The 18,137-nt window shown below is 72.2% G+C and carries 16 protein-coding genes; 9 read left to right on the top strand and 7 right to left on the bottom strand.

Annotated features, from left to right (window positions below):
- Positions 1-236 precede the first annotated feature (236 nt).
- The 3 genes from ACFYZA_RS10965 (at position 237) to ACFYZA_RS10955 (ending at position 2,867) form a co-directional block, all read left to right on the top strand.
- Positions 237-833: a DUF3043 domain-containing protein gene (locus ACFYZA_RS10965; RefSeq protein WP_388489274.1), complete on the top strand. Its 597-nt coding sequence runs from the start codon at positions 237-239 to the stop codon at positions 831-833.
- An 86-nt stretch (positions 834-919) separates the two neighbouring features.
- Positions 920-1,627, top strand: coding sequence for a class I SAM-dependent methyltransferase (locus tag ACFYZA_RS10960; RefSeq protein ID WP_382600078.1), 708 nt, complete (start codon positions 920-922; stop codon positions 1,625-1,627).
- A 142-nt stretch (positions 1,628-1,769) separates the two neighbouring features.
- Entirely contained in the window at positions 1,770-2,867 is a 1,098-nt protein-coding gene (locus ACFYZA_RS10955; RefSeq protein ID WP_388489271.1) for a S1C family serine protease, read from the top strand.
- Between the two features lie 39 nt (positions 2,868-2,906).
- Here the strand turns inward: ACFYZA_RS10955 and ACFYZA_RS10950 are convergent, their stop codons facing one another.
- Positions 2,907-3,116: a hypothetical protein gene (locus tag ACFYZA_RS10950; RefSeq protein ID WP_267053613.1), complete on the bottom strand. Its 210-nt coding sequence runs from the start codon at positions 3,114-3,116 to the stop codon at positions 2,907-2,909.
- A gap of 79 nt (positions 3,117-3,195) precedes the next feature.
- On the opposite strand from ACFYZA_RS10950, the gene ACFYZA_RS10945 reads away from it, so the two are divergent.
- From ACFYZA_RS10945 to ACFYZA_RS10930, 4 genes are all read left to right on the top strand, one after another.
- Entirely contained in the window at positions 3,196-4,392 is a 1,197-nt protein-coding gene (locus tag ACFYZA_RS10945; RefSeq protein ID WP_388489269.1) for a bifunctional adenosylcobinamide kinase/adenosylcobinamide-phosphate guanylyltransferase, read from the top strand.
- 30 nt (positions 4,393-4,422) lie between these two features.
- Entirely contained in the window at positions 4,423-5,508 is a 1,086-nt protein-coding gene (gene cobT, locus ACFYZA_RS10940; RefSeq protein WP_382600055.1) for a nicotinate-nucleotide--dimethylbenzimidazole phosphoribosyltransferase, read from the top strand.
- An 81-nt stretch (positions 5,509-5,589) separates the two neighbouring features.
- Positions 5,590-7,359, top strand: coding sequence for a phosphatidylglycerol lysyltransferase domain-containing protein (locus ACFYZA_RS10935; protein WP_382600057.1), 1,770 nt, complete (start codon positions 5,590-5,592; stop codon positions 7,357-7,359).
- The gene (locus ACFYZA_RS10930) at positions 7,356-8,087 is read left to right on the top strand and encodes a hypothetical protein (protein WP_388489266.1); all 732 of its coding nucleotides are present in this window, start codon (positions 7,356-7,358) and stop codon (positions 8,085-8,087) included. The genes ACFYZA_RS10935 and ACFYZA_RS10930 overlap by 4 nt, the downstream gene beginning before the upstream one ends.
- Here ACFYZA_RS10930 and ACFYZA_RS10925 read toward each other — a convergent pair.
- The gene (locus ACFYZA_RS10925) at positions 8,036-8,791 is read right to left on the bottom strand and encodes a hypothetical protein (protein ID WP_382600061.1); all 756 of its coding nucleotides are present in this window, start codon (positions 8,789-8,791) and stop codon (positions 8,036-8,038) included. The genes ACFYZA_RS10930 and ACFYZA_RS10925 overlap by 52 nt on opposite strands.
- Before the next feature lie 77 nt (positions 8,792-8,868).
- Between ACFYZA_RS10925 and ACFYZA_RS10920 the strand changes: the two genes are divergently transcribed.
- A complete protein-coding gene (locus ACFYZA_RS10920) occupies positions 8,869-9,654 on the top strand; it encodes an adenosylcobinamide-GDP ribazoletransferase (protein ID WP_382600063.1) in 786 nt (261 codons plus the stop codon).
- A gap of 13 nt (positions 9,655-9,667) precedes the next feature.
- On the opposite strand, the gene ACFYZA_RS10915 is transcribed toward ACFYZA_RS10920, so the two are convergent.
- Genes ACFYZA_RS10915 through ACFYZA_RS10895 form a run of 5 tightly spaced genes read right to left on the bottom strand, consistent with a single transcriptional unit; the run spans position 9,668 to position 16,167 of the window.
- A complete protein-coding gene (locus tag ACFYZA_RS10915; RefSeq protein ID WP_388489264.1) occupies positions 9,668-10,489 on the bottom strand; it encodes an endo alpha-1,4 polygalactosaminidase in 822 nt (273 codons plus the stop codon).
- A complete protein-coding gene (locus tag ACFYZA_RS10910) occupies positions 10,486-11,103 on the bottom strand; it encodes a spherulation-specific family 4 protein (RefSeq protein WP_388489261.1) in 618 nt (205 codons plus the stop codon). The genes ACFYZA_RS10915 and ACFYZA_RS10910 overlap by 4 nt, the downstream gene beginning before the upstream one ends.
- A 49-nt stretch (positions 11,104-11,152) precedes the next feature.
- Positions 11,153-12,589, bottom strand: coding sequence for a hypothetical protein (locus ACFYZA_RS10905; protein ID WP_388489259.1), 1,437 nt, complete (start codon positions 12,587-12,589; stop codon positions 11,153-11,155).
- A complete protein-coding gene (gene pelF / locus ACFYZA_RS10900; RefSeq protein ID WP_382600071.1) occupies positions 12,586-14,136 on the bottom strand; it encodes a GT4 family glycosyltransferase PelF in 1,551 nt (516 codons plus the stop codon). The genes ACFYZA_RS10905 and pelF overlap by 4 nt, the downstream gene beginning before the upstream one ends.
- A 51-nt stretch (positions 14,137-14,187) precedes the next feature.
- The gene (locus tag ACFYZA_RS10895; RefSeq protein ID WP_382600080.1) at positions 14,188-16,167 is read right to left on the bottom strand and encodes a hypothetical protein; all 1,980 of its coding nucleotides are present in this window, start codon (positions 16,165-16,167) and stop codon (positions 14,188-14,190) included.
- Positions 16,168-16,532: 365 nt separating this feature from the next.
- On the opposite strand from ACFYZA_RS10895, the gene ACFYZA_RS10890 reads away from it, so the two are divergent.
- Positions 16,533-18,053 carry a leucyl aminopeptidase gene (locus ACFYZA_RS10890; RefSeq protein ID WP_382600073.1) on the top strand — a complete coding sequence of 507 codons (1,521 nt, stop codon included), beginning with the start codon at positions 16,533-16,535 and terminating at the stop codon, positions 18,051-18,053.
- Positions 18,054-18,137 lie beyond the last annotated feature (84 nt).

Genomic DNA, 18,137 nt, shown 5'->3' with positions numbered 1-18,137 from the left:
TCCAGCTCCAGCTGCTGCAACAGAACCCACAGTACGGGCCCTGCATCCATTACCGCACTGTTCGGGCGCCGATGCGCTCATCCCCAAGGACGACTACGCCCGCCGTTGATCCGGCGCAGGGAGTAGGTGAACCTCGGGGGAACGGCGCGTCGCCCGCCTTCAGGGACGCAAGGCGTTGTGGGATCGTTCCCCACCGGCCTGGGGTCCATGCCGGGTACCCCGTACCCTTGGGGATTGTGTTCCGTAGCCGTTCCAACGCAGAGAAGGCCCCCACCGACAAGGTGACGGCGGACCTCTCCAAAGCGCCCCGCGACCCCGAGGCCCCCAAGGGGCGCCCCACTCCCAAGCGGAGTGAGGCGCAGACCCAGCGGCGCCGTGCCTCGACCGTGCCGACCGACCGCAAGGAGGCCGCCAAGCGCCAGCGCGAGGCCCGCCGGGTCGACATGGCCAAGCAGCGCGAGGCCCTCGCCAATGGTGACCAGCGCTATCTGCCGGCCCGTGACAAGGGCCCGGTGCGCAAGTTCACCCGCGACTTCGTCGACTCCCGGTTCTCGGTCGCCGAGATGTTCCTGCCGCTCGCGGTGATCATCCTGGTGCTCTCGATGATCCGCATCGGCAGCCTGCAGAACCTGTCTCTGCTGCTGTGGCTCGTGGTGATCGTGCTCATCGTGCTCGACTCGATCGGCCTCGCCTTCCGGCTGAGGAGGGCGCTCGCCGCCCGCTTCCCGGACGAGCCGAAGAAGGGCGCCGTCGCCTACGGCCTCATGCGCACGCTCCAGATGCGCCGACTGCGGCTGCCCAAGCCGCAGGTCAAGCGCGGAGAGCGGCCCTGAGCGGGAAGCCGTCCGGGTTCACCGGCGCCTCCGGCGCCTGGCTGAAGGGTCTCGGCGGGCTGCGCAACGTGGTCCGCCAGGAACTCGTGGCCCGTCATCTCGACGAGCAGATAGCCGGGCGGTTCCCGGTGGGCCAGCGCCTGCGGATCCTGGACGTCGGCATGGGCCAGGGCACCCAGGCCCTGCGCCTGGCCCGCGCCGGGCATTCGGTGACCGGGCTCGAATCCGACCCCGAGATGCTGAAGGTGGCCCGCGAGGCGCTGGTCACCGAGCCCGAGGGCATCCGTGAGCGGGTCCGCCTGATCGAGGGCGACGGCCGCGAGACCGGCGTGCACTTCCTGCCGGGCTCCTTCGACGTGGTGCTCTGCCACGGCGTCCTGATGTACGTCGAGGAGCCCGACGCCATGCTCGCGGGCCTGGCCCGGATGCTGGCTCCCGGCGGGCTCCTCTCGCTCCTGGTGCGCAACGCGGACGCGCTCGCCGTGCGGCCCGGGCTCGCCGGCGACTGGGCGGGCGCCCTGACCGCCTTCGACTCGAACTCGTACACCAACCGGCTCGGCCTGCCGGTGCGGGCCGACCGGCTCGCCGTGCTGACCCGCACGCTCGACGGGATCGCCGCGCCGCTGCACACCTGGTACGGGGTGCGGGTGTTCACCGACAACGTCTCCAACGACGCGGAGCTTCCGGCCGCCGACGAGCTGGAGCGGCTGCTCTCCGCCGAGGACCGGGCGGGCCGCACCGACCCCTACCGCCACACCGCCGCGCTGCTGCACCTCTTCGGCGTACGGGGCTGAGGTTCCGGGCGTACGGGGCCTGGTTCCCCGGCGTACCGGGCCGTGGCAGGGGTATCCGCCGAACGGGCCCCGGCCCGGGACCCCGGTACCTGATCGGGCCCACCGACAGGCCGTCATATCGGACCAAAGGGATACTCCTGCCATGGATGCATCTCTTCGCCCCGGCCGGGTGCGCCGTGTGGCGGCGCCGCTGACCGCCGCCGTCGCCACCGCCGTTCTGCTCGGCGGCTGTTCGGGCGGCGCGACCGCCACGGCGCCCAAGTCGGCGAATCCGTCCGCCAGTTCACCGGCCGCCCAGCGCAACGGCTCCGGCGTGACCGACAGCCTGCAGAGCGACTACCAGCGGGTCATCAAGAACGTGCTGCCCTCCGTCGTGCAGATCGACGCGTCCAACAGCCTCGGGTCCGGGATCGTCTACGACGACCAGGGGCACATCGTCACCAACGCCCACGTGGTCGGCAACGAGCGCACGTTCAAGGTGTCGACGTCCGGCAGCGGCTCGGCGATCACCGCGCGGCTCGTGTCGTCCTACCCCGAGCAGGACCTGGCCGTCATCAAGCTCGACTCGATGCCGAACGGGCTCAAGGCGGCGCGGTTCGGCGACTCGGCCAAGGTCGAGATGGGCCAGATCGTGCTGGCGATGGGCTCTCCGCTGGGCCTGTCGTCCAGCGTCACCCAGGGCATCGTGTCCGCGACCGGACGCACCGTCTCCGAGGGCAGCGCGGGCGGCGGGACCGGCGCCACCATCGCGAACATGGTGCAGACCTCGGCCGCGATCAACCCGGGCAACAGCGGCGGCGCACTGGTGAACCTGGACAGCGAGGTCATCGGCATTCCGACGCTCGCCGCGACCGACCCGGACATGGGCGGCAGCGCGGCCCCCGGCATCGGCTTCGCCATTCCGGTGTCGATGGTCAGGACGGTCGCCGACCAGATCATCAAGAGCGGCAAGGTCACCGACTCGGGCCGGGCGGCGCTCGGCATCACCGGCCGCACGGTGGTGAACGGCGGCTACCAGCCCGCCGGGGTCGCGATCGTGCAGGCCCCGGCGAACGGGGCGGCCGCCAAGGCCGGCCTGAGGGCGGGCGACATCATCACCAGGCTGAACGACACCGACATCGCGACCATCACCTCCCTGACGGAGGCGCTGGCCGCGGACAAGCCCGGCCAGAAGGTCACGGTGACCTACACGCGCGACGGCGCGAAGAAGACCGCCGAGGTCACCCTCGGCGAGATCTGAGCGGGGCCGGGGGCGTCGCGTGCGCCCCCGGCCGGACCCTCAGACCTGTTCGGCGTGCAGACTCATCGGGCCGTAGATCTTCGTGCCGTCCTCGAAGAGGAACACCTGGTCGGCCCCGCCTTCGAGCAGGTCCTTCCACACCTCACCGATCCAGGACTCCGCATCGCCCTGGGTCGTGAACTCCTCCGGCGCCACCGCCGGCTCGACCTCCGTACCGTCCGACTTCTCGAAACGCCACGTCCACGCCATGTCCGCCTCCTGGGTCACGTTGCTGCCCGCAGCGTAACCGGGCGCGCAAGAGGGCCGTCGACGCGGGAGGATCGTGCGTGTGGAACTGACTCTCCTCGGCACCGGGGCCCCCGCCGGCCTGCCGCGCCCCGACTGTCCCTGCGCCGCGTGCGCCCTCGCCCGTGGCAAGGACGCCCGCGCCGCCACCGCCCTGCTCGTCGACGGCGCGCTGCTGCTCGACCTCACCCCGGGCGCGGCGCTCGCCGCGGCCCGCGCCGGGCACTCCCTCGCCGGGGTGCGCCAGGTGCTGCTCACCCATCCGCACGACGGGCCCCCCGTGGAGCTGCCCGCCGGTCTTCCCGCGGCGGGTCGGGTGCCGGACGGCCGCAGGCTGACGCTGATCAGCGGGCACCGGGTGCGCGCCGTGCCGCTGGACTCGCCGGGCACCGGGTACGAGGTGACGTCGCCCGAGGGAGAGCGGCTCCTCTACCTGCCGCCCGGCGGCGCCCCGGCGGGCCCCGCCGAAGTGCGGCCGTACGACATGGTGGTGGCCGATGTGTCCGGGCGGCCGGACGCGCTCGCGCGGCTGCGGGCGGCCGGCGGCATCGGCCCCGCGACCGATGTGATCGCGGTGCACATCGACCACGACGTGCCGCCCGGGCGGGAGTTGGAGCGCCGGCTCGCCGCCCTCGGCGCGCGTGCGGTGCCGGACGGCACGACGCTGATCGTCGGCGAGTACCACGCGGTGCCCGACCTGCCGCGCCGCACGCTCGTCCTCGGCGGGGCCCGCTCGGGCAAGTCGCTGGAGGCCGAACGGCGCCTCGGCGGCTTCCCCGGCGTCGTGTACGTGGCGACGGGCGGCGGCCGGGACGGCGACGCGGAGTGGGCGGCGCGGGTCGGGCTGCACCGCGAACGGCGGCCGGCCTCCTGGCGCACCGAGGAGACCTGCGAACTCGCGCCGCTGCTCGACGAGCCGGGACCGCCGCTCCTGATCGACTGTCTGGCGCTGTGGCTGACCGACGCGATGGACCGGGTCGGCGCCTGGGACGACGAGAAGTGGGCGGCGGGCGGCGAGCGCGCCCTGAGGGAGCGTACGGAGGAACTCGTCGCGGCGGTGCGGTCCACCGCGCGGACGGTGGTGGCGGTGAGCAACGAGGTGGGCTCGGGCGTGGTCCCCGCGACGTCGTCGGGAAGGCGGTTCCGGGACGAACTCGGGCGCCTGAACGCGGCGTTCGCGGCCGAGTGCGAGCAGGTGCTGCTCGTCGTCGCGGGCCAGGCGCTCACGCTGCGCGGCTGATGTCCACTCGCTGGCGGTACTGTTCGGCAAATGAGCAGGCTGAACCTGGACGACTTCTCCGATCTGATCGAACGCCCCGACAACGGTGTGCGGCGTGACGCCGAGGAACGCCGGGAGCGGCTGACCGTGCCGCCCGGCGCGCTCGGCCGGCTCGACGAGCTGGCCACCTGGCTGTCGGCGGCGCAGGGCGCCAGCCCGGTACGGGCCGTGGAGCGCCCCCGCGTGATCCTCTTCGCGGGGGACCACGGCGTGGCCGGGCTCGGCGTCTCGGCCCGCCCCGCCTCCTCGGCGCACACCCTCGTACGCTCCGTCCTGGAGGGCGAGAGCCCCGTCGCGGTGCTCGCCCGCCGCCAGGGCGCCTCGGTCCGCGTCGTCGACGCCGGCCTGGACTGCGACCCCGCCCTGCTGCCCGAGGACGTCGTGCGCCACCGGGTGCGGCGCGGCAGCGGCCGGATCGACGTCGAGGACGCCCTGACCGTCGAGGAGGCGGAGGCGGCCGTGCGGCTCGGCGTGAGGATCGCCGACGAGGAGGCGGACGCCGGCACCGACCTGGTGGTGCTCGGCGACCTCAGCGTGGGCGGCACCACCCCGGCGGCGGTCCTGATCGCGGCCCTGTGCGGCACGGACGCCTCGGTGGTCACCGGCCGCGGCGGCGCCGCGATCGACGACCTGGCCTGGATGCGCAAGTGCGCCGCGATCCGCGACGCGCTGCGCCGGGCGCGGCCGGTTCTCGGCGATCAGCTCGAACTTCTGGCCGCGGTGGGCGGCGCGGACCTTGCCGCCGCCACCGGTTTCCTGCTGCAGTGTGCGGTGCGCAGACTGCCGGTGATCCTGGACGGGGTCGTCTCGTCGGCCTGTGCGCTGGTGGCCCAGCGGGCGGCCTTCCGGGCTCCGGACTGGTGGCTCGCGGGCCAGTTGAGCGGCGAGCCGGGCCAGGCGAAGGCGCTGGACCGGATGGCACTCAACCCTCTGCTCGATCATGGCGTCACAGTGGGCGAAGGAACCGGGGCATTGCTCGCTCTTCCCCTCGTACAAGCCGCGGCCGATCTGGCCGCGGAGCTGCCCGAGCGCACTGACCAGCGCGCGGAGAGCGGCGAGGAGAGCGGCGACGCGTGAGCCACGGCAGAGCCGGGGGGCCTCCCCCCGGCTCGGCCTGCGGCCGCTGTGAAACGCTTTGCCCCCATATCATCGCGTTTCATGGGAGAAGTCCGCTTGAGCACCACTGAAGGAACGAACCGGAGCACCCCCCGCTCGCGGACCGGCGCGGCGTTCGCCGTCTGGTACCTGCGCGTGGTGACGTTCATCAACTTCCTCAGTGCCGTGTGGGTGACCCTCGGCCAGGGGCTGCGGCGGCACAACACGGACGACTACTTCACGCCGTACCTGCTCGAAGCCGGCTTCACCTCCGGTCTCGTCACGCTCTTCCTCGCCGTCACCATGCGCCGCCGCAAGCGGGCCGCCTGGATCCTCAACATGGTGCTCGGCGGGCTCTTCCTGATGCTGTTCGCGTTCGCCATGTCGTACGCGGAGATCCACCGCTACGCCCAGAACTGGATCTCGCTCGCCCTCACCGCGGCGTTCGTGCTCGCCCTCCTGGTGGGCCGCCGCGAGTTCTACGCCAAGGGCGACCGCTCCAACCCGCTGGCGGCGATCGCCACCGCCGTCGGCGGCCTGCTCGTCACCTCGCTCATCGCGGCGGTCCTGGTCAGCGCCACCAACACCTATGACGGCACCGACCAGTCGACGTTCCTGCGGCGCTGGCGCTACGGCGTGATGCGCCTGGTGTTCCTGGTCCCCGACGACCGGCACACCCAGGGCGTCACCACCCCCGGCTGGGTCAACGTCACCATCAACGTGCTGGCCACGCTGCTCCTGCTCGCGGTCATCTTCGCGGCCTTCCGCAACCGCAGGGCCGTCGACCCGCTCACCGTCGAGGACGAGGAGAGGCTCCGCGCGCTCCTGGACAAGCAGGGCGAGCGCGACTCCCTCGGCTACTTCGCGCTGCGCCGCGAGAAGGCCGTCATCTGGTCCCCGACCGGCAAGGCCGCCGTCACCTACCGGGTCATCAACAGCGTCTCGCTGGCCTCCGGCGACCCGATCGGCGACCCCGAGGCCTGGCCGGGCGCGATCGAGCCCTGGCTCGCCGAGGCCCGCGCGCACGGCTGGATCCCGGCCGTCACCGGCGCCAGCGAGGAGGCCGGGCAGATCTACGCCCGGCACGGCCTCGACGCCCTGGAGATGGGCGACGAGGCGATCGTGGAGACCGCCGAGTTCACCCTGGACGGCCGCGCGATGCGGACGGTGCGCCAGGCGTACAACCGGGTGAAGAGGGCCGGGTACGAGGTGCGGATCCGCCGTCACGCGGACATTCCTGCCGAAGAGATGAACGAACTTCTGCGCAAGGCCGACGACTGGCGCGACGGCGCCACCGAACGCGGCTTCTCCATGGCGCTCGGCCGGCTCGGCGACCCCGCCGACGGCCAGTGCATGATGCTCGAATGCTTCGACGGCGACGGCGAGTTGAGGGCGCTGCTCAGCTTCGTCCCCTGGGGCCCCGAGGGGCTCTCGCTGGACCTGATGCGGCGTGACCGCGACTCCGAGAACGGCCTGATCGAGTTCATGGTGATCGAACTCCTGCAGCGCGCCAAGGAGATCAAGATCACTCAGGTCTCACTGAACTTCGCGATGTTCCGTTCCGTCTTCGAGCGCGGCTCGAAGCTCGGGGCAGGACCCGTGCTGAGGCTGTGGCGCTCGCTCCTCAGCTTCTTCTCCCGCTGGTGGCAGATCGAGTCCCTCTACCGGTCCAACGCCAAGTACCGGCCGATCTGGGAGCCGCGGTTCACCTTGTTCGAGAAGAGTGCGGACCTCCCGCGCATCGCCATCGCGTCCGCGCGCGCCGAGGGATTCCTGGAGGCACCGGGCCTGCCCAAGTGGCTGCACCGCAGACACCTGGAGTCCGAGAGATGAGCGGTGGGGCACGGAACTGGGTGCTCCGGTTCGCCGAGCGCGAATGGGGGCCCCTGTTCAAGACCGTGAAGTACGCGCTGCGCACGCAGCGCTGGCGGGCCATCTGGCTGACGCTCTCCGCGGTCGCCCTCACCTCGGTCTTCCAGGCCATCCAGAACCAGTCCTGGGGCTTCAGACCGATCCAGATCATCGGTTCCGTGAAGGCCGACTACCCCCTGTGGATCTCGCTCCTGCGCACCCCGTTCTCGCTCTTCGTGCCCGCCCTCGACCTGCCGGTGTGGGGCGCGCTGGCCCAGGTGCTGCTCGTGTTCGGCATCGCGGAGATCTGCATCGGGCGGGGCCGGATGCTGCTCATCGCCTACGCCGCGACGCTGGCCGGCACCCTGTACGCGCGGGTCGGCATCCGGATCGGCCCCGACAGCGTCTTCGGACTGCCCGCCTCCGCCGCCGACATGGTCGACACCGGCCCCTCGGCGGCCGTCGTCGCCCTCGCGGTGTACGTGTGCTGGCGCTACCGGGCGTACTGGACGGCCGGGGTCGTGGTGGGCTCGATGGTCGTCGAGGTCGTGCTCAAGAACAACCTGGCGGGCAAGGAGCACATCGCGGCCCTGATCGCCGTCGCCGTGATCTGCTGGATCACCTGGGCGCGGCGCAAGAGGCGGCGGGACCGCCATGATCAGGGGCGGCGCACCGGAAGCTTGTCGGGTGCGCCGCCGATCCAGTCCTGAAGGCGGCGGCGCGGCATGGACCAGCGCCGGTCGTGCCGGTAGGCCCGCAGCCGGGACCGGGCCCTGGCGCGCGGCCGTTTGCGGTAGAAGCGCTGGGCCCACGGGGAACCCGGCCGGGCGAGCCTGATCGCGCCGAACAGGGCCACGAACGGCACGAAGATGCCGAGCACCGCCACCCGCACCTTGCCCTTGAACAGCGCGATCAGCACGAAGCAGAAGTTGATCGCGATCGTGGTGATGAACGAGGCGCGGTCCTGCCGCTCCCCGGGGCTCACGTCATTGACGCCGAGCGGTGAGAAACCGGCGAGCACCAGCGTCATGAGGGCGGCGGTGAGCACCACCATCTCGACGCTCTTGCGCCCGTTCTCGCTCCAGTACACGTCGTCCAGGTGCAGGATCAGCGCGAACTCGTCGAGGACCAGCCCCGCGCCCATCCCGAACAGGACGGCGAAGACGGCCGCCGCGATGCCGTGCCGGCCGCTGCCGACCGCGCCGAAGCCGCCGATGATGACGAGGATGACCCCGGGCACCACGTGGTGGATGTGCAGACCGCCGGGCCTGATGTTCCGGAAGGGGCCGCGACCGGCCCTGATCAGCCGGGTGATGGAGCGTGTGACCACGAACGTCACGACGAACGCGGCCAGTGCGAGCAGCATGGGGAGCTTCCCCGGCTCGGTGATGTTGCGGTAGAACCAGTGACCCATCCCACCCGCTCCTGTTTGCTCCGATATGCGCAATTTACCGTCGGAGGCGGCCGGAGTGCTCGGGATAGCCTGCGCCGGTGAAACCAAGCAAGGCCCTGCACGGCGTACGTTTCGCCTTCGGCACCCTCACCGTCTTCCCCGCCCGCATCACCCGGTGGGACCGCTCCGCCGCCCGCGCGGGCATGACGCTCGCCCCGCTGGCCGGGCTCGCCGTCGGCCTGTGCGCGGCCGCCGCGGGCGCGGGGCTCTGGGCGCTCGGGGCCGGGGCACTGCTCGCGGGCGTGGTGAGCGCGGCCGCGCCCGCCCTGCTGACCCGGGGTCTGCATCTGGACGGGCTCGCCGATGTCGCCGACGGGCTCGGCAGCGCCAAGCCGGCCGAGGACGCGCTGCGGATCATGAAGCAGAGCGACATCGGCCCGTTCGGCGTCGTCACGCTGCTGTTCTGCCTCCTCGCCCAGATCGCGGCCCTGGCCCATCTGTACGAGCGGGACGGCTGGGCCAGGGGCGCGGTGGGCGCCGTCGTGGCGGCCGTGGCCGCCCGCACCGCGCTGACCCTGGCCTCCCGGCGCGGCGTCCCGGCGGCCCGCCCCGACGGGCTCGGCTCGGTGGTGGCGGGCACGGTGCCGGGCCCTCGCGCCCTGGTGGTCGCCGCCCTGGTCACGGCGGCCTGCGCGGCGGCGGGAGGGCTGTTCGGGCCCTGGCCCGCGCTGCACTTCGCGCTCGCCGCCGCGGCCGGGCCGGCGGCTGCTCAGCTGCTCCTGCGGCGCTGCGTACGGCGGTTCGGCGGGGTGACGGGCGATGTGTTCGGGGCGGTCGCGGAGGCCTCGGCGACCGTGACCCTGGTGGCCCTCACGCTCGGCTGACGGGCGCGGAGCCTCAGCAGGGGTCGCGCCACACCTGGAGGTCGTACTTCTTCGCCATCGAGCTGAGGCCCAGCTTCTTGGACTGGGCGCAGAAGCGGGCCGGGGGCAGCTCGTACTCCACGTGGAAGACGGCCTTGCCCGCCTCGACGAACGGCGTGAGCCTGTCGCACTCGTGGTACTGGGCGCACTGCTCGTTGACCGCGAAGTCGAAGTGGGCCAGCAGTCGCGGGATCTGGTCGAGGTCGTTCTTGAGCCCCACGGCCAGGCCCCGGTCGTGGGCCAGCCGGGCGATCAGCTCGTTGTAGCGGAGCTGGTCGGCGGCCTTGAGGGGGAAGCCGGTGTCGTTGTTGTAGCCGTCCATGTTGTCCGGCTCGACCGCGTCGAAGCCCTTGGACCGGCACAGGTCGAAGCGCTGGGCGATCAAGGGCTCCAGGACGTCGGTGCGGCGGATGTCGAGCCACTTCTCGCCGTCCCAGCCGTTGCCCTTGCCGAGCACCTCCTTCGGGAACCGACCCGCGTCGGGCCGCCAGTTCTCCCAGGCGCCCGTCGAGACGTAGCAGATGACCTTGCGGCCCCTGCGGTGCAGATCGGCCACGGCCGCCGCGCTCTGGTCGAACGCGTCGATGTCGTAGACCTGGGCGTCGACGGCCGGGTCGAGCCTGCCCTTGAGCTGCCACTGCCAGGTGAGGCCCGGCCGGGGCTGCCAGTGCGGGCCCGAGGGCGCCGGGGGCGCGGTGTCCCGGCCGTCCCCGTCCCCGTCGCCGGGCCCGTCCGGGGAACCGGTGCAGGCGGCCAGCAGGAGCAGCGGGAGCAGCGGCCACAGTGCGCGTCTCACCGGGCGGGCTCCAGGCGGTGCGGCAACGTGCCCCAGGGATGCGGCAGTTGACCGGGTACGAGGCAGTGGACCGGGGCCTGCGCGACCGCGTCCGGCGGGGCCTCGTACACCAGGTGGCAGGTGTCGGGCCCGGTCGGCCCGGCCGGCCGGTACGCCGACCAGGGCCCCTCGAAGGTGACCAGGAGGTCGGCGATCCGGCCGTAGCCGGGGTGCGGGACCGCCCCGTGGTTCAGGACCAGCGTGACGTACGTGTCGTAGGTCGCGGCGAGCGCGGTGCGCAGGTCGGCGTAGTAGGGCAGTTGGCGGGCGGAGGTGGCCGCCTGGTCGAGGAAGAGCCCGTGCACCCCGTACCAGTCGTGGTGGCGGGCCGCCTCGCGCACCACGTCCTGGGGAGGGCGCCCGCCGTAGGCGGTGTCCACGTAGCCGAGGACCCGCACCCCCGCCGAGCGCAGCCGGCCGGCCACCGCCGCGAACGCCTCGTCGGGTGAACTCCCGGCGCCGTTGGCCGGGTTGAGGACGACCCCGTACAGCGAGGGCGCGGCGGCGATCAGCGCGTCCCAGGCGTCGGGGCGCTCGGCCGGGTGCTCGTAATAGGGCACCAACAGCTTGCTCATGTGCTTCCTCGCAGCGTGCTCGGGATACTCGGGGCGCTCCGCGTCGGTGTCATGGGCGGTGGGCGGTCGCCCTTCCCAGTAGGACACAGACCAGGGCGGCCAGCAGCGCGGCCGCGGTCCCCGACACCACCGGGCCGGCCGTCGGCGGCGCACCCAGGACGAGCGCCAGGGTCTGGGCGACGGCCGCCGCGCAGCACACCAGGGCCGCGCCGGGCGCCGCCCCGAACGACTGGAGCAGCAGCCCGGTCCAGAGCACCGCGCCGATCAGGAGCAGGGTCGCGAGGCGCGCCCCGCCCAGGGCCGGGGCGCCCGGCCACAGCCGGGTGCCCGCCTCGGCGAGCGCGGCGAGCACCAGCAGGTAGACGCCGAGGCATCCGGTCACCGTGGTGACGACCGAGCCGCGGAAGCCCCGGGCGCTCCGGGTGGCCCGCAGGCCCGTGACGCTCCGGGCGCGGAAGCGGTGCAGCAGCCATTCGGCGGGGCCCATGCTGAGCGTGAGGGCGACCGCGGACGGCCCGGCGACGGTGCCCGTCGAGCCGTGCCGGAAGATGTCGCCGAGGGCGGCGTACAGCACGAGCACTCCGGTGCCGAGCCCGAACAGGCCGTACGGGACGGAGGCGGCGAGCCGGGGCGAGACGGCGCCGTGCGGCCCGGCCCCGGCCTCCTCGCGGCGCAGGGTGAGGACGGCGAGCGTGACCGCGGCGATCAGCGAGACGAGCAGGAGCAGCGGTCCGACGACGCTGGGGAGCCCCGGCACGACTCCCGGCGTCAGCGGCAACAGGGCCCAGAACAACAGGCGTTGACGGCCGAGCACCAGCAGGGCGGTGGCCGCCGACAGATAGCAGCACTGGCCGGCGGCGAACGCGGCGGCGGACAGTTCGCCGGGGCCGGTCACGGCGACGGCGGACAGCGCGCTGAGGGCGGCCCCGAGCGGGGCCCCCAGACGCAGGGCGCGGACGGCGGCCGGGCGGTCGGCGAGGCTGAGCCAGGAGTGGGCGCGGTGCGAGAGCGACTGGTTCCACACCCAGCCGGTGACCGTGCCCGCGAGCAGCGGAATGGTTCCGGCGGGCAGTCCGAACGTGGTGCGGGGCCCGGCGAGCAGGGGCGCCCCGAGAACGTAGGCGAGTCCGGGGAGGGCGAAGACGAGGCCGCGCAGGAGACACGAGCCGAGCTGGGCGTGCCAGGGCTCGGGGGGCGGGGCGACAGTCGCGGGATAGCGGCGCTCGACGCGGCCGTAGAGCTCTTCGGCGAGCGCGAAGGAGTCGGGGTGCCCGTAGCGGGCGCTTATCTGGGCGTCGGTCATGCCGTCGGACTCGATGACCGCGGCTATCTCGTCCGGGTGGACGGCCACGGCTATCAAGTCGTCCAGGCGATGGGCGAGTTCGGATACCGGGTCGTCCTCGCGCGGTCCGGCCGGCCGCTGGCGCGGGATGAAGGGCAGGGTGTCCCGCCCCTCGTCCCCGCCGATCCACAGGGAACCGCTCACCGGGCGGCCCCGCCGAGGGTGGCGGCCGGGGGCTCCTGGGACAGCTCGCGGCACCAGGGGCCCACGAGCCGCAGCGTCCAGTCGTCCTCGGGCGTGAACTCGGCTGCCGTGAGGCCGACTTCGGGGTTTCCGGCCAGTTCCCGGTAGATCCGGCGGAAGCCGTCCACCGAGCGGTGCAGGGTGAACTTGTCGATCACGCGCTGCCGGGCGGCGGCGCCGAGCCGGGCCCGCCGTTCGTCGTCGCGGAGCAGCCCGACGGCCGCCTCGGCCATCACGGCCGGCTCCCGTGGCGGCACCACGAGCCCCGCGTCGCCCGCAGCCTCGCGTACGCCTCCGACGTCCGTGGAGACGGTGGCGCGGCCGCAGGACATCGCCTCGATCAGCGAGAACGGGAAGCCCTCGCTGATGCTGGACAGCATCACCACACTGCCCGAGGCGTACGCGCTCGCCACGTCGGTGACGCGGCCCTCGTAGGAGATGCCGTCGGCGACGCCGAGTTCGGCGGCCAGCTTCTCCAGTCGGGTCTTGTAGTCCTCGCCGCCGGCCGGCACTCCCCCGTACAACCGCAGCCGGGTGTCCGGGAGTTCGGCGCGCACGATGGCGTACGAGCGGATCAGGGTCTCCAGGTCCTTGATCGGGTCGATGCGTCCGCACCAGGTCAGGGTGGGGACGGCCGGATCGGGTCCGGCGTGCGGGAACAGGTCGGGGTCCACGCCGTTGTAGACGGTGCGGATGCGCTCGGCGGGGGCGCCTCCGCGCTCCTCCCAGCGGCGGTTGTACTGGTTGCACGGCGTGATGAGGTCGGCCCTGCGGTAGCCGAGCGTGTTGAGCTCCCGGTAGAAGCCCAACAGGACCGCTTTCACCGGCCAGTTCTGCTCGCCGGTGCGGTAGCCGAGGTAGCGCTCGCGCAGGTAGATGCCGTGTTCGGTGAGCAGGAACGGCACCCCGTCGAAGTACTGCGCGGCGAGTGCGGGCAGCGTGGCGAGGCCGCTGCTGACCGCGTGCGCCACGCTGTCCGCCGGAATGCGGGCGGACAGCGGGCGCAGTGCGTGTTCCAGGAGGTCGGTCACGGTCAGGGCGTCGTGCACGGTGGGTTTCGCCCTGGACAGTGCCAGGTGCGGCATGGTCCAGATCCACATCAGCGACTTGAGGGCCGCCTCGGAGCGGAGCGCCGCCGAGAGCCGCCCGTCCCGGGCCAGTTCCGCCAGGCCGTAGAGGGCCGAGGCGAAGTCACAGCCGGACTCCGGGTCGAGCATGGCGAGCAGGAAGCGCTCGTAGGTGTCGGTGAACCGGCGCCTCTCCTTGCCCAGGAGCGGCCGCCGCCTGCCGGGCTGCGGCCCCCACAGGGGGAAGGCCGTGTGCCGGTAGACGTTGGCCGGGAGCTCCCAGGCGACCGGCTCACGGCCGCTGCCGGTGAGGGCGACGACGTTGAAGTCGACCTCCGGCATGCCGCGTACGAGCTGGTCGCACCAGGTGCTCACACCCCCGTGCATATGCGGATATGTGCCTTCCGTGAGCATGGTGACATGACGGCCACTGCTCGGCATGGTTGTCCCCCCAGGACAAGCGGTCGTGCGTTACCGGCGATCAGGCGCTGGTCAGGCCGGCAGCTTCAGCGTGATCGCCGACTGGAGCAGCTCGGGCGACGACCAGTCGGAGCGCTCGCCCGCGTAGGGCGTCCCGAACGCGGCGGTGCCGATGAGCAGTTGCTTGAGCGTGCCCGACGGTGCCGTGATCGGTGCGGCCACCCCCTTCGGGGCCTGCACGGTCACCGCGGTGCCGATCCGGTAGGCGGTCACCGAACCGGAAGCCAGCGCCTTGTCCCAGGACGCGCGGCGGCTGAACTCGGTTCCCGCGTCCTTCTCGCGCAGGTTCACGATGGGCGCGCTGTCCGCGTACAGCGCCTTGTAGTCGCCGAGCACCTTGTCGAGGACCGGGTAGAGGATCCGCTCCTCGGCCAGGTTCGACTGGTGGACGTAGTGCGGCCGCGGGTCGTTCCACAGGACGTGGCTGAGCGCCGTCTTGGCCTCGCGGGGAACGATGTACGACTGGTAGCCGGTGGCGGTGTCCAGCGGCGCGGTCATGCAGGTGGAGGCCGGGTTGTCCTCGCAGATGCCGCTTCCGCCGTTGGCCTTCGAGGTGTACAGCCAGTTGTACTCGTCGGTCATCTCGGCGGCCTTGCCGACGTTGTAGTACACGTTCATCGGGTGCCGCGGCACCGTGAGGGCCGCGCCGACGGCGCGCTGGTTCGGCTCGCGCGAGGAGTCGCTGCCGGCCCACTTGATCCCGTTGTCGGCGAAGGCGCCCGCAAGGTTCGGGTTGTCGTCGGGCTGCTGCGGCAGCACCTTCATGCCGGAGTGCTCACCGGTGACGATCTCGCTCTTGTCGACCGGGAGGCCCTTCTGGACGGCCCAGTTGTAGTTCTGCGAGATCTGCGAGGAGATGTCGGCCCGGCTCATCCACTGGGTGGAGCCGTCGGCGTTCTTCTTGCACACCCACGGCACGACGGTGTTGTCCTGCACACAGCCCAGGAACTCGTGCGTGTACGTGTGGTTCATCCAGCGGAACTTGGCCTTGTCGGCGAGCAGTTGGGCCGCGAGGGCGTCGGTGCCGCCGTTCTCGGTCTTCCACTCCTCGCCCGAGCCCGCGTTGAAGACCATGTCGAGCGTGAACCCGTTGGTGGCCTCCCACTGCGCCGCGTACTGGGCGTCGGCCGCGGTCATGCGGATGTCCGTGCTCGCGGTGCCGCCGTCGGGGCAGTCGAAGTCGCCCGGGGTGCAGTTGTTGACGCTGTCCCAGCGGGCGTCCGGCGCGAACACGTCGTCGACGTGCACCGAGAAGTAGTTGCGGCTCTGGCCGAGGTGCACCCCCTGGGTCACCCACTCCACCATGCCCTTGGCCAGCGCCTGGAACTGCTGCTGGTACTGGTTGTAGGCGAAGGTGACGACCAGTTCGCTGCGGCCGTCGTGGGTGTACTGGCCGAGCATGGAGCCGCCCGACGGGGCGTCGAGGTAGCTGGTGAAGCCGTCCCGGGGACGGGCCGCGTAGCCGTAACTCTCGGGCACCGCCGGGTCGTTGTCCTCGAAGGTGAGCGGGCCGTCGAGGTACCCGAAGGGCCCCGCCTTGCCGGCCGCGCTGACCTGCGTCTTCACGCCGTCCAGGGGTCCGGAGAAACCGCCCGGCTGGTCGGTGTAGTCGAGCCCGACCTCGGGGTGGGCCCAGGTGTACGCGTCGATCTGGCGGATCCCGAAGGTCTTCTCGTACGCGGCGAGCGCGGCCTGCTCGGGGGCCGCTGCGCTGCCGAACGGGATCTCGTTGGGCGCGACGACGCCCTGGAACTTGGCGTGCGGACGGCCCGCGATGGTGTCGCTGAGGAACGCGGCGTTGATCGTCGGCCGCCCCGCGGCGCCCAACGCGACCGTCTGGTACGGCACTCCGGTGTTCTTCAGCTCGGCGACGACGGCACCGACCGCGCTTCCGCCGTCGTCGAGTACCAGCACCTTCAGATCGATCCGCGGCAGCACCGTGGCCGCCGCGTTGGCGGCCGGTATGGCCGTCGCGAGCAGTCCGGTGGCCATCAGCGCCGTGAGCGCAAGCCGCGATCTGCCCGTTTTCAAGGCCTTCGCCTTCATATGTCCCCCCTCGTAGGGTCCTCCGTACGCGGAGTGCGCATGGAGAACCTGTGGTGATGATGCAAAGGGGCGCGATGCCCCTTGTCCCGATTGAGGCGAGTGTGACGGAGCTCTCAGCGAGCGTGCGGGCCAAACGTGAAAGAGACACCACGGATGAGTGAATTACGGCCACCGCTATCGAACGTCGTCACCCCGCGTAGGCTCGTGGCTGGTGGTCGACCCGCCCGAAATACGATGTACCGGGTCCCGGCCGGCCCATCCGACGGTCGAACAAGCCACCAGGCTTCTCAAGGAAGAGAGATCTCACCACCGTGACTGCTCTGACTCTCAGCACTGCCGGTGCGGCGACGCTGCGCGCCGACGCCCTCGTCGTCGGCGTCGCCAAGGCCGCAGGACCCAAGGGTGGGCTGGTCATCGCGCCCGGCGCCGAGGCCGTGGACAAGGCGTTCGGCGGAAAGCTCGCCGCGGTCCTGGAGACCCTCGGCGCCCGGGGCGGCGAGGGTGAGGTGACCAAGGCCGTGTCGCCCTCCGGCCTCAAGGCCCCCTTCGTGCTCGCCGTGGGCCTCGGCACCGCCCCCGCCGAGGACGAGGCGTACGACGGCGAAGTGCTGCGCACCGCCGCGGGCAACGCGGCCCGCGCCCTGCACGGCGTCAAGAAGGCCGCGTTCGCGCTGCCCATCGAGGCCGCCGAGGACATCGAGGCGATCGCCGAGGGCGCCCTGCTCGGCGCCTACGCCTTCACCGCCTACCAGGACCGCGGCCCGGACGCCAAGGGCCCGCTCGCCGAGGTGACGCTGCTCGGCGCCAAGCCGCGCGACAAGGCCCACAAGGCCGCCGTCGAGCGCTCCCTGGCGCTGACCGAGGAGATGAACCGCGCCCGCGACCTGATCAACACCCCGCCGAACGACCTGACCCCCGAGGCCTTCGCCGCGGTGGTCTCGGCCGCCGGCAAGGAGCACGGCCTCAAGGTCCAGGTGCTCGACGAGAAGGCCCTGGAGAAGGGCGGCTTCGGCGGCATCCTCGGCGTCGGCGTCGGTTCCGAGAACCCGCCGCGCCTGGTGAAGATCACGTACACGCACGCCAAGAACGCCAAGCACCTCGCGCTCGTCGGCAAGGGCATCACCTACGACTCGGGCGGCATCTCGCTCAAGCCGGCCGGCCACAACGAGACGATGAAGTGCGACATGAGCGGCGCCGCCGCCGTGTTCGCCGCCGTCGTCGCGGCCGCGCGCCTGGGCCTCGAAGTGAACGTCACCGGCTGGCTCGCGCTCGCCGAGAACATGCCGTCGGGCTCCGCCACCCGCCCCGGCGACGTGCTGCGCATGTACAGCGGCAAGACCGTCGAGGTCCTCAACACCGACGCCGAGGGCCGGCTCGTCCTGGCCGACGCGCTGTGGAAGGCCTCCGAGGAGAAGCCGGACGCGATCGTCGACGTGGCGACGCTGACCGGCGCGATGGTGCTCGCCCTCGGCGACCACACCTTCGGCATCATGGCCAACGACGACGCCTTCCGCACCGCGATCCACGAGATCGCCGAGGAGTCCGGCGAGCAGTCCTGGCCGATGCCGCTGCCCGCGAACCTGCGCAAGACCATGGACTCCCCCACCGCCGACCTCGCCAACATGGGCGTGCGGATGGGCGGCGGCCTGGTGGCCGGCCTGTTCCTCAAGGAGTTCGTGGGCGAGGGCATCACCTGGGCCCACCTGGACATCGCGGGCCCCGCCTACAACGACGGCGCACCGCACGGCTACACCCCCAAGGGCGGCACCGGCTCCTCGGTGCGCACCCTGGTCCGGCTCGCGGAGCGCACCGCCTCGGGCGACCTCGGCTGACAGCCCGTCCACAGCCGACACACAGGGCGGCCCCGGGCACAAGCGCCGGGGCCGCCCGTGTTCACGCTCCGTACCGTCACGCTT

Origin of the sequence: Streptomyces sp. NPDC001828 (assembly GCF_042892175.1) — a bacterium.
Taxonomy (GTDB): Bacteria; Actinomycetota; Actinomycetes; order Streptomycetales; family Streptomycetaceae; genus Streptomyces.
This window is presented reverse-complemented; position numbering and strand designations above follow the sequence as displayed.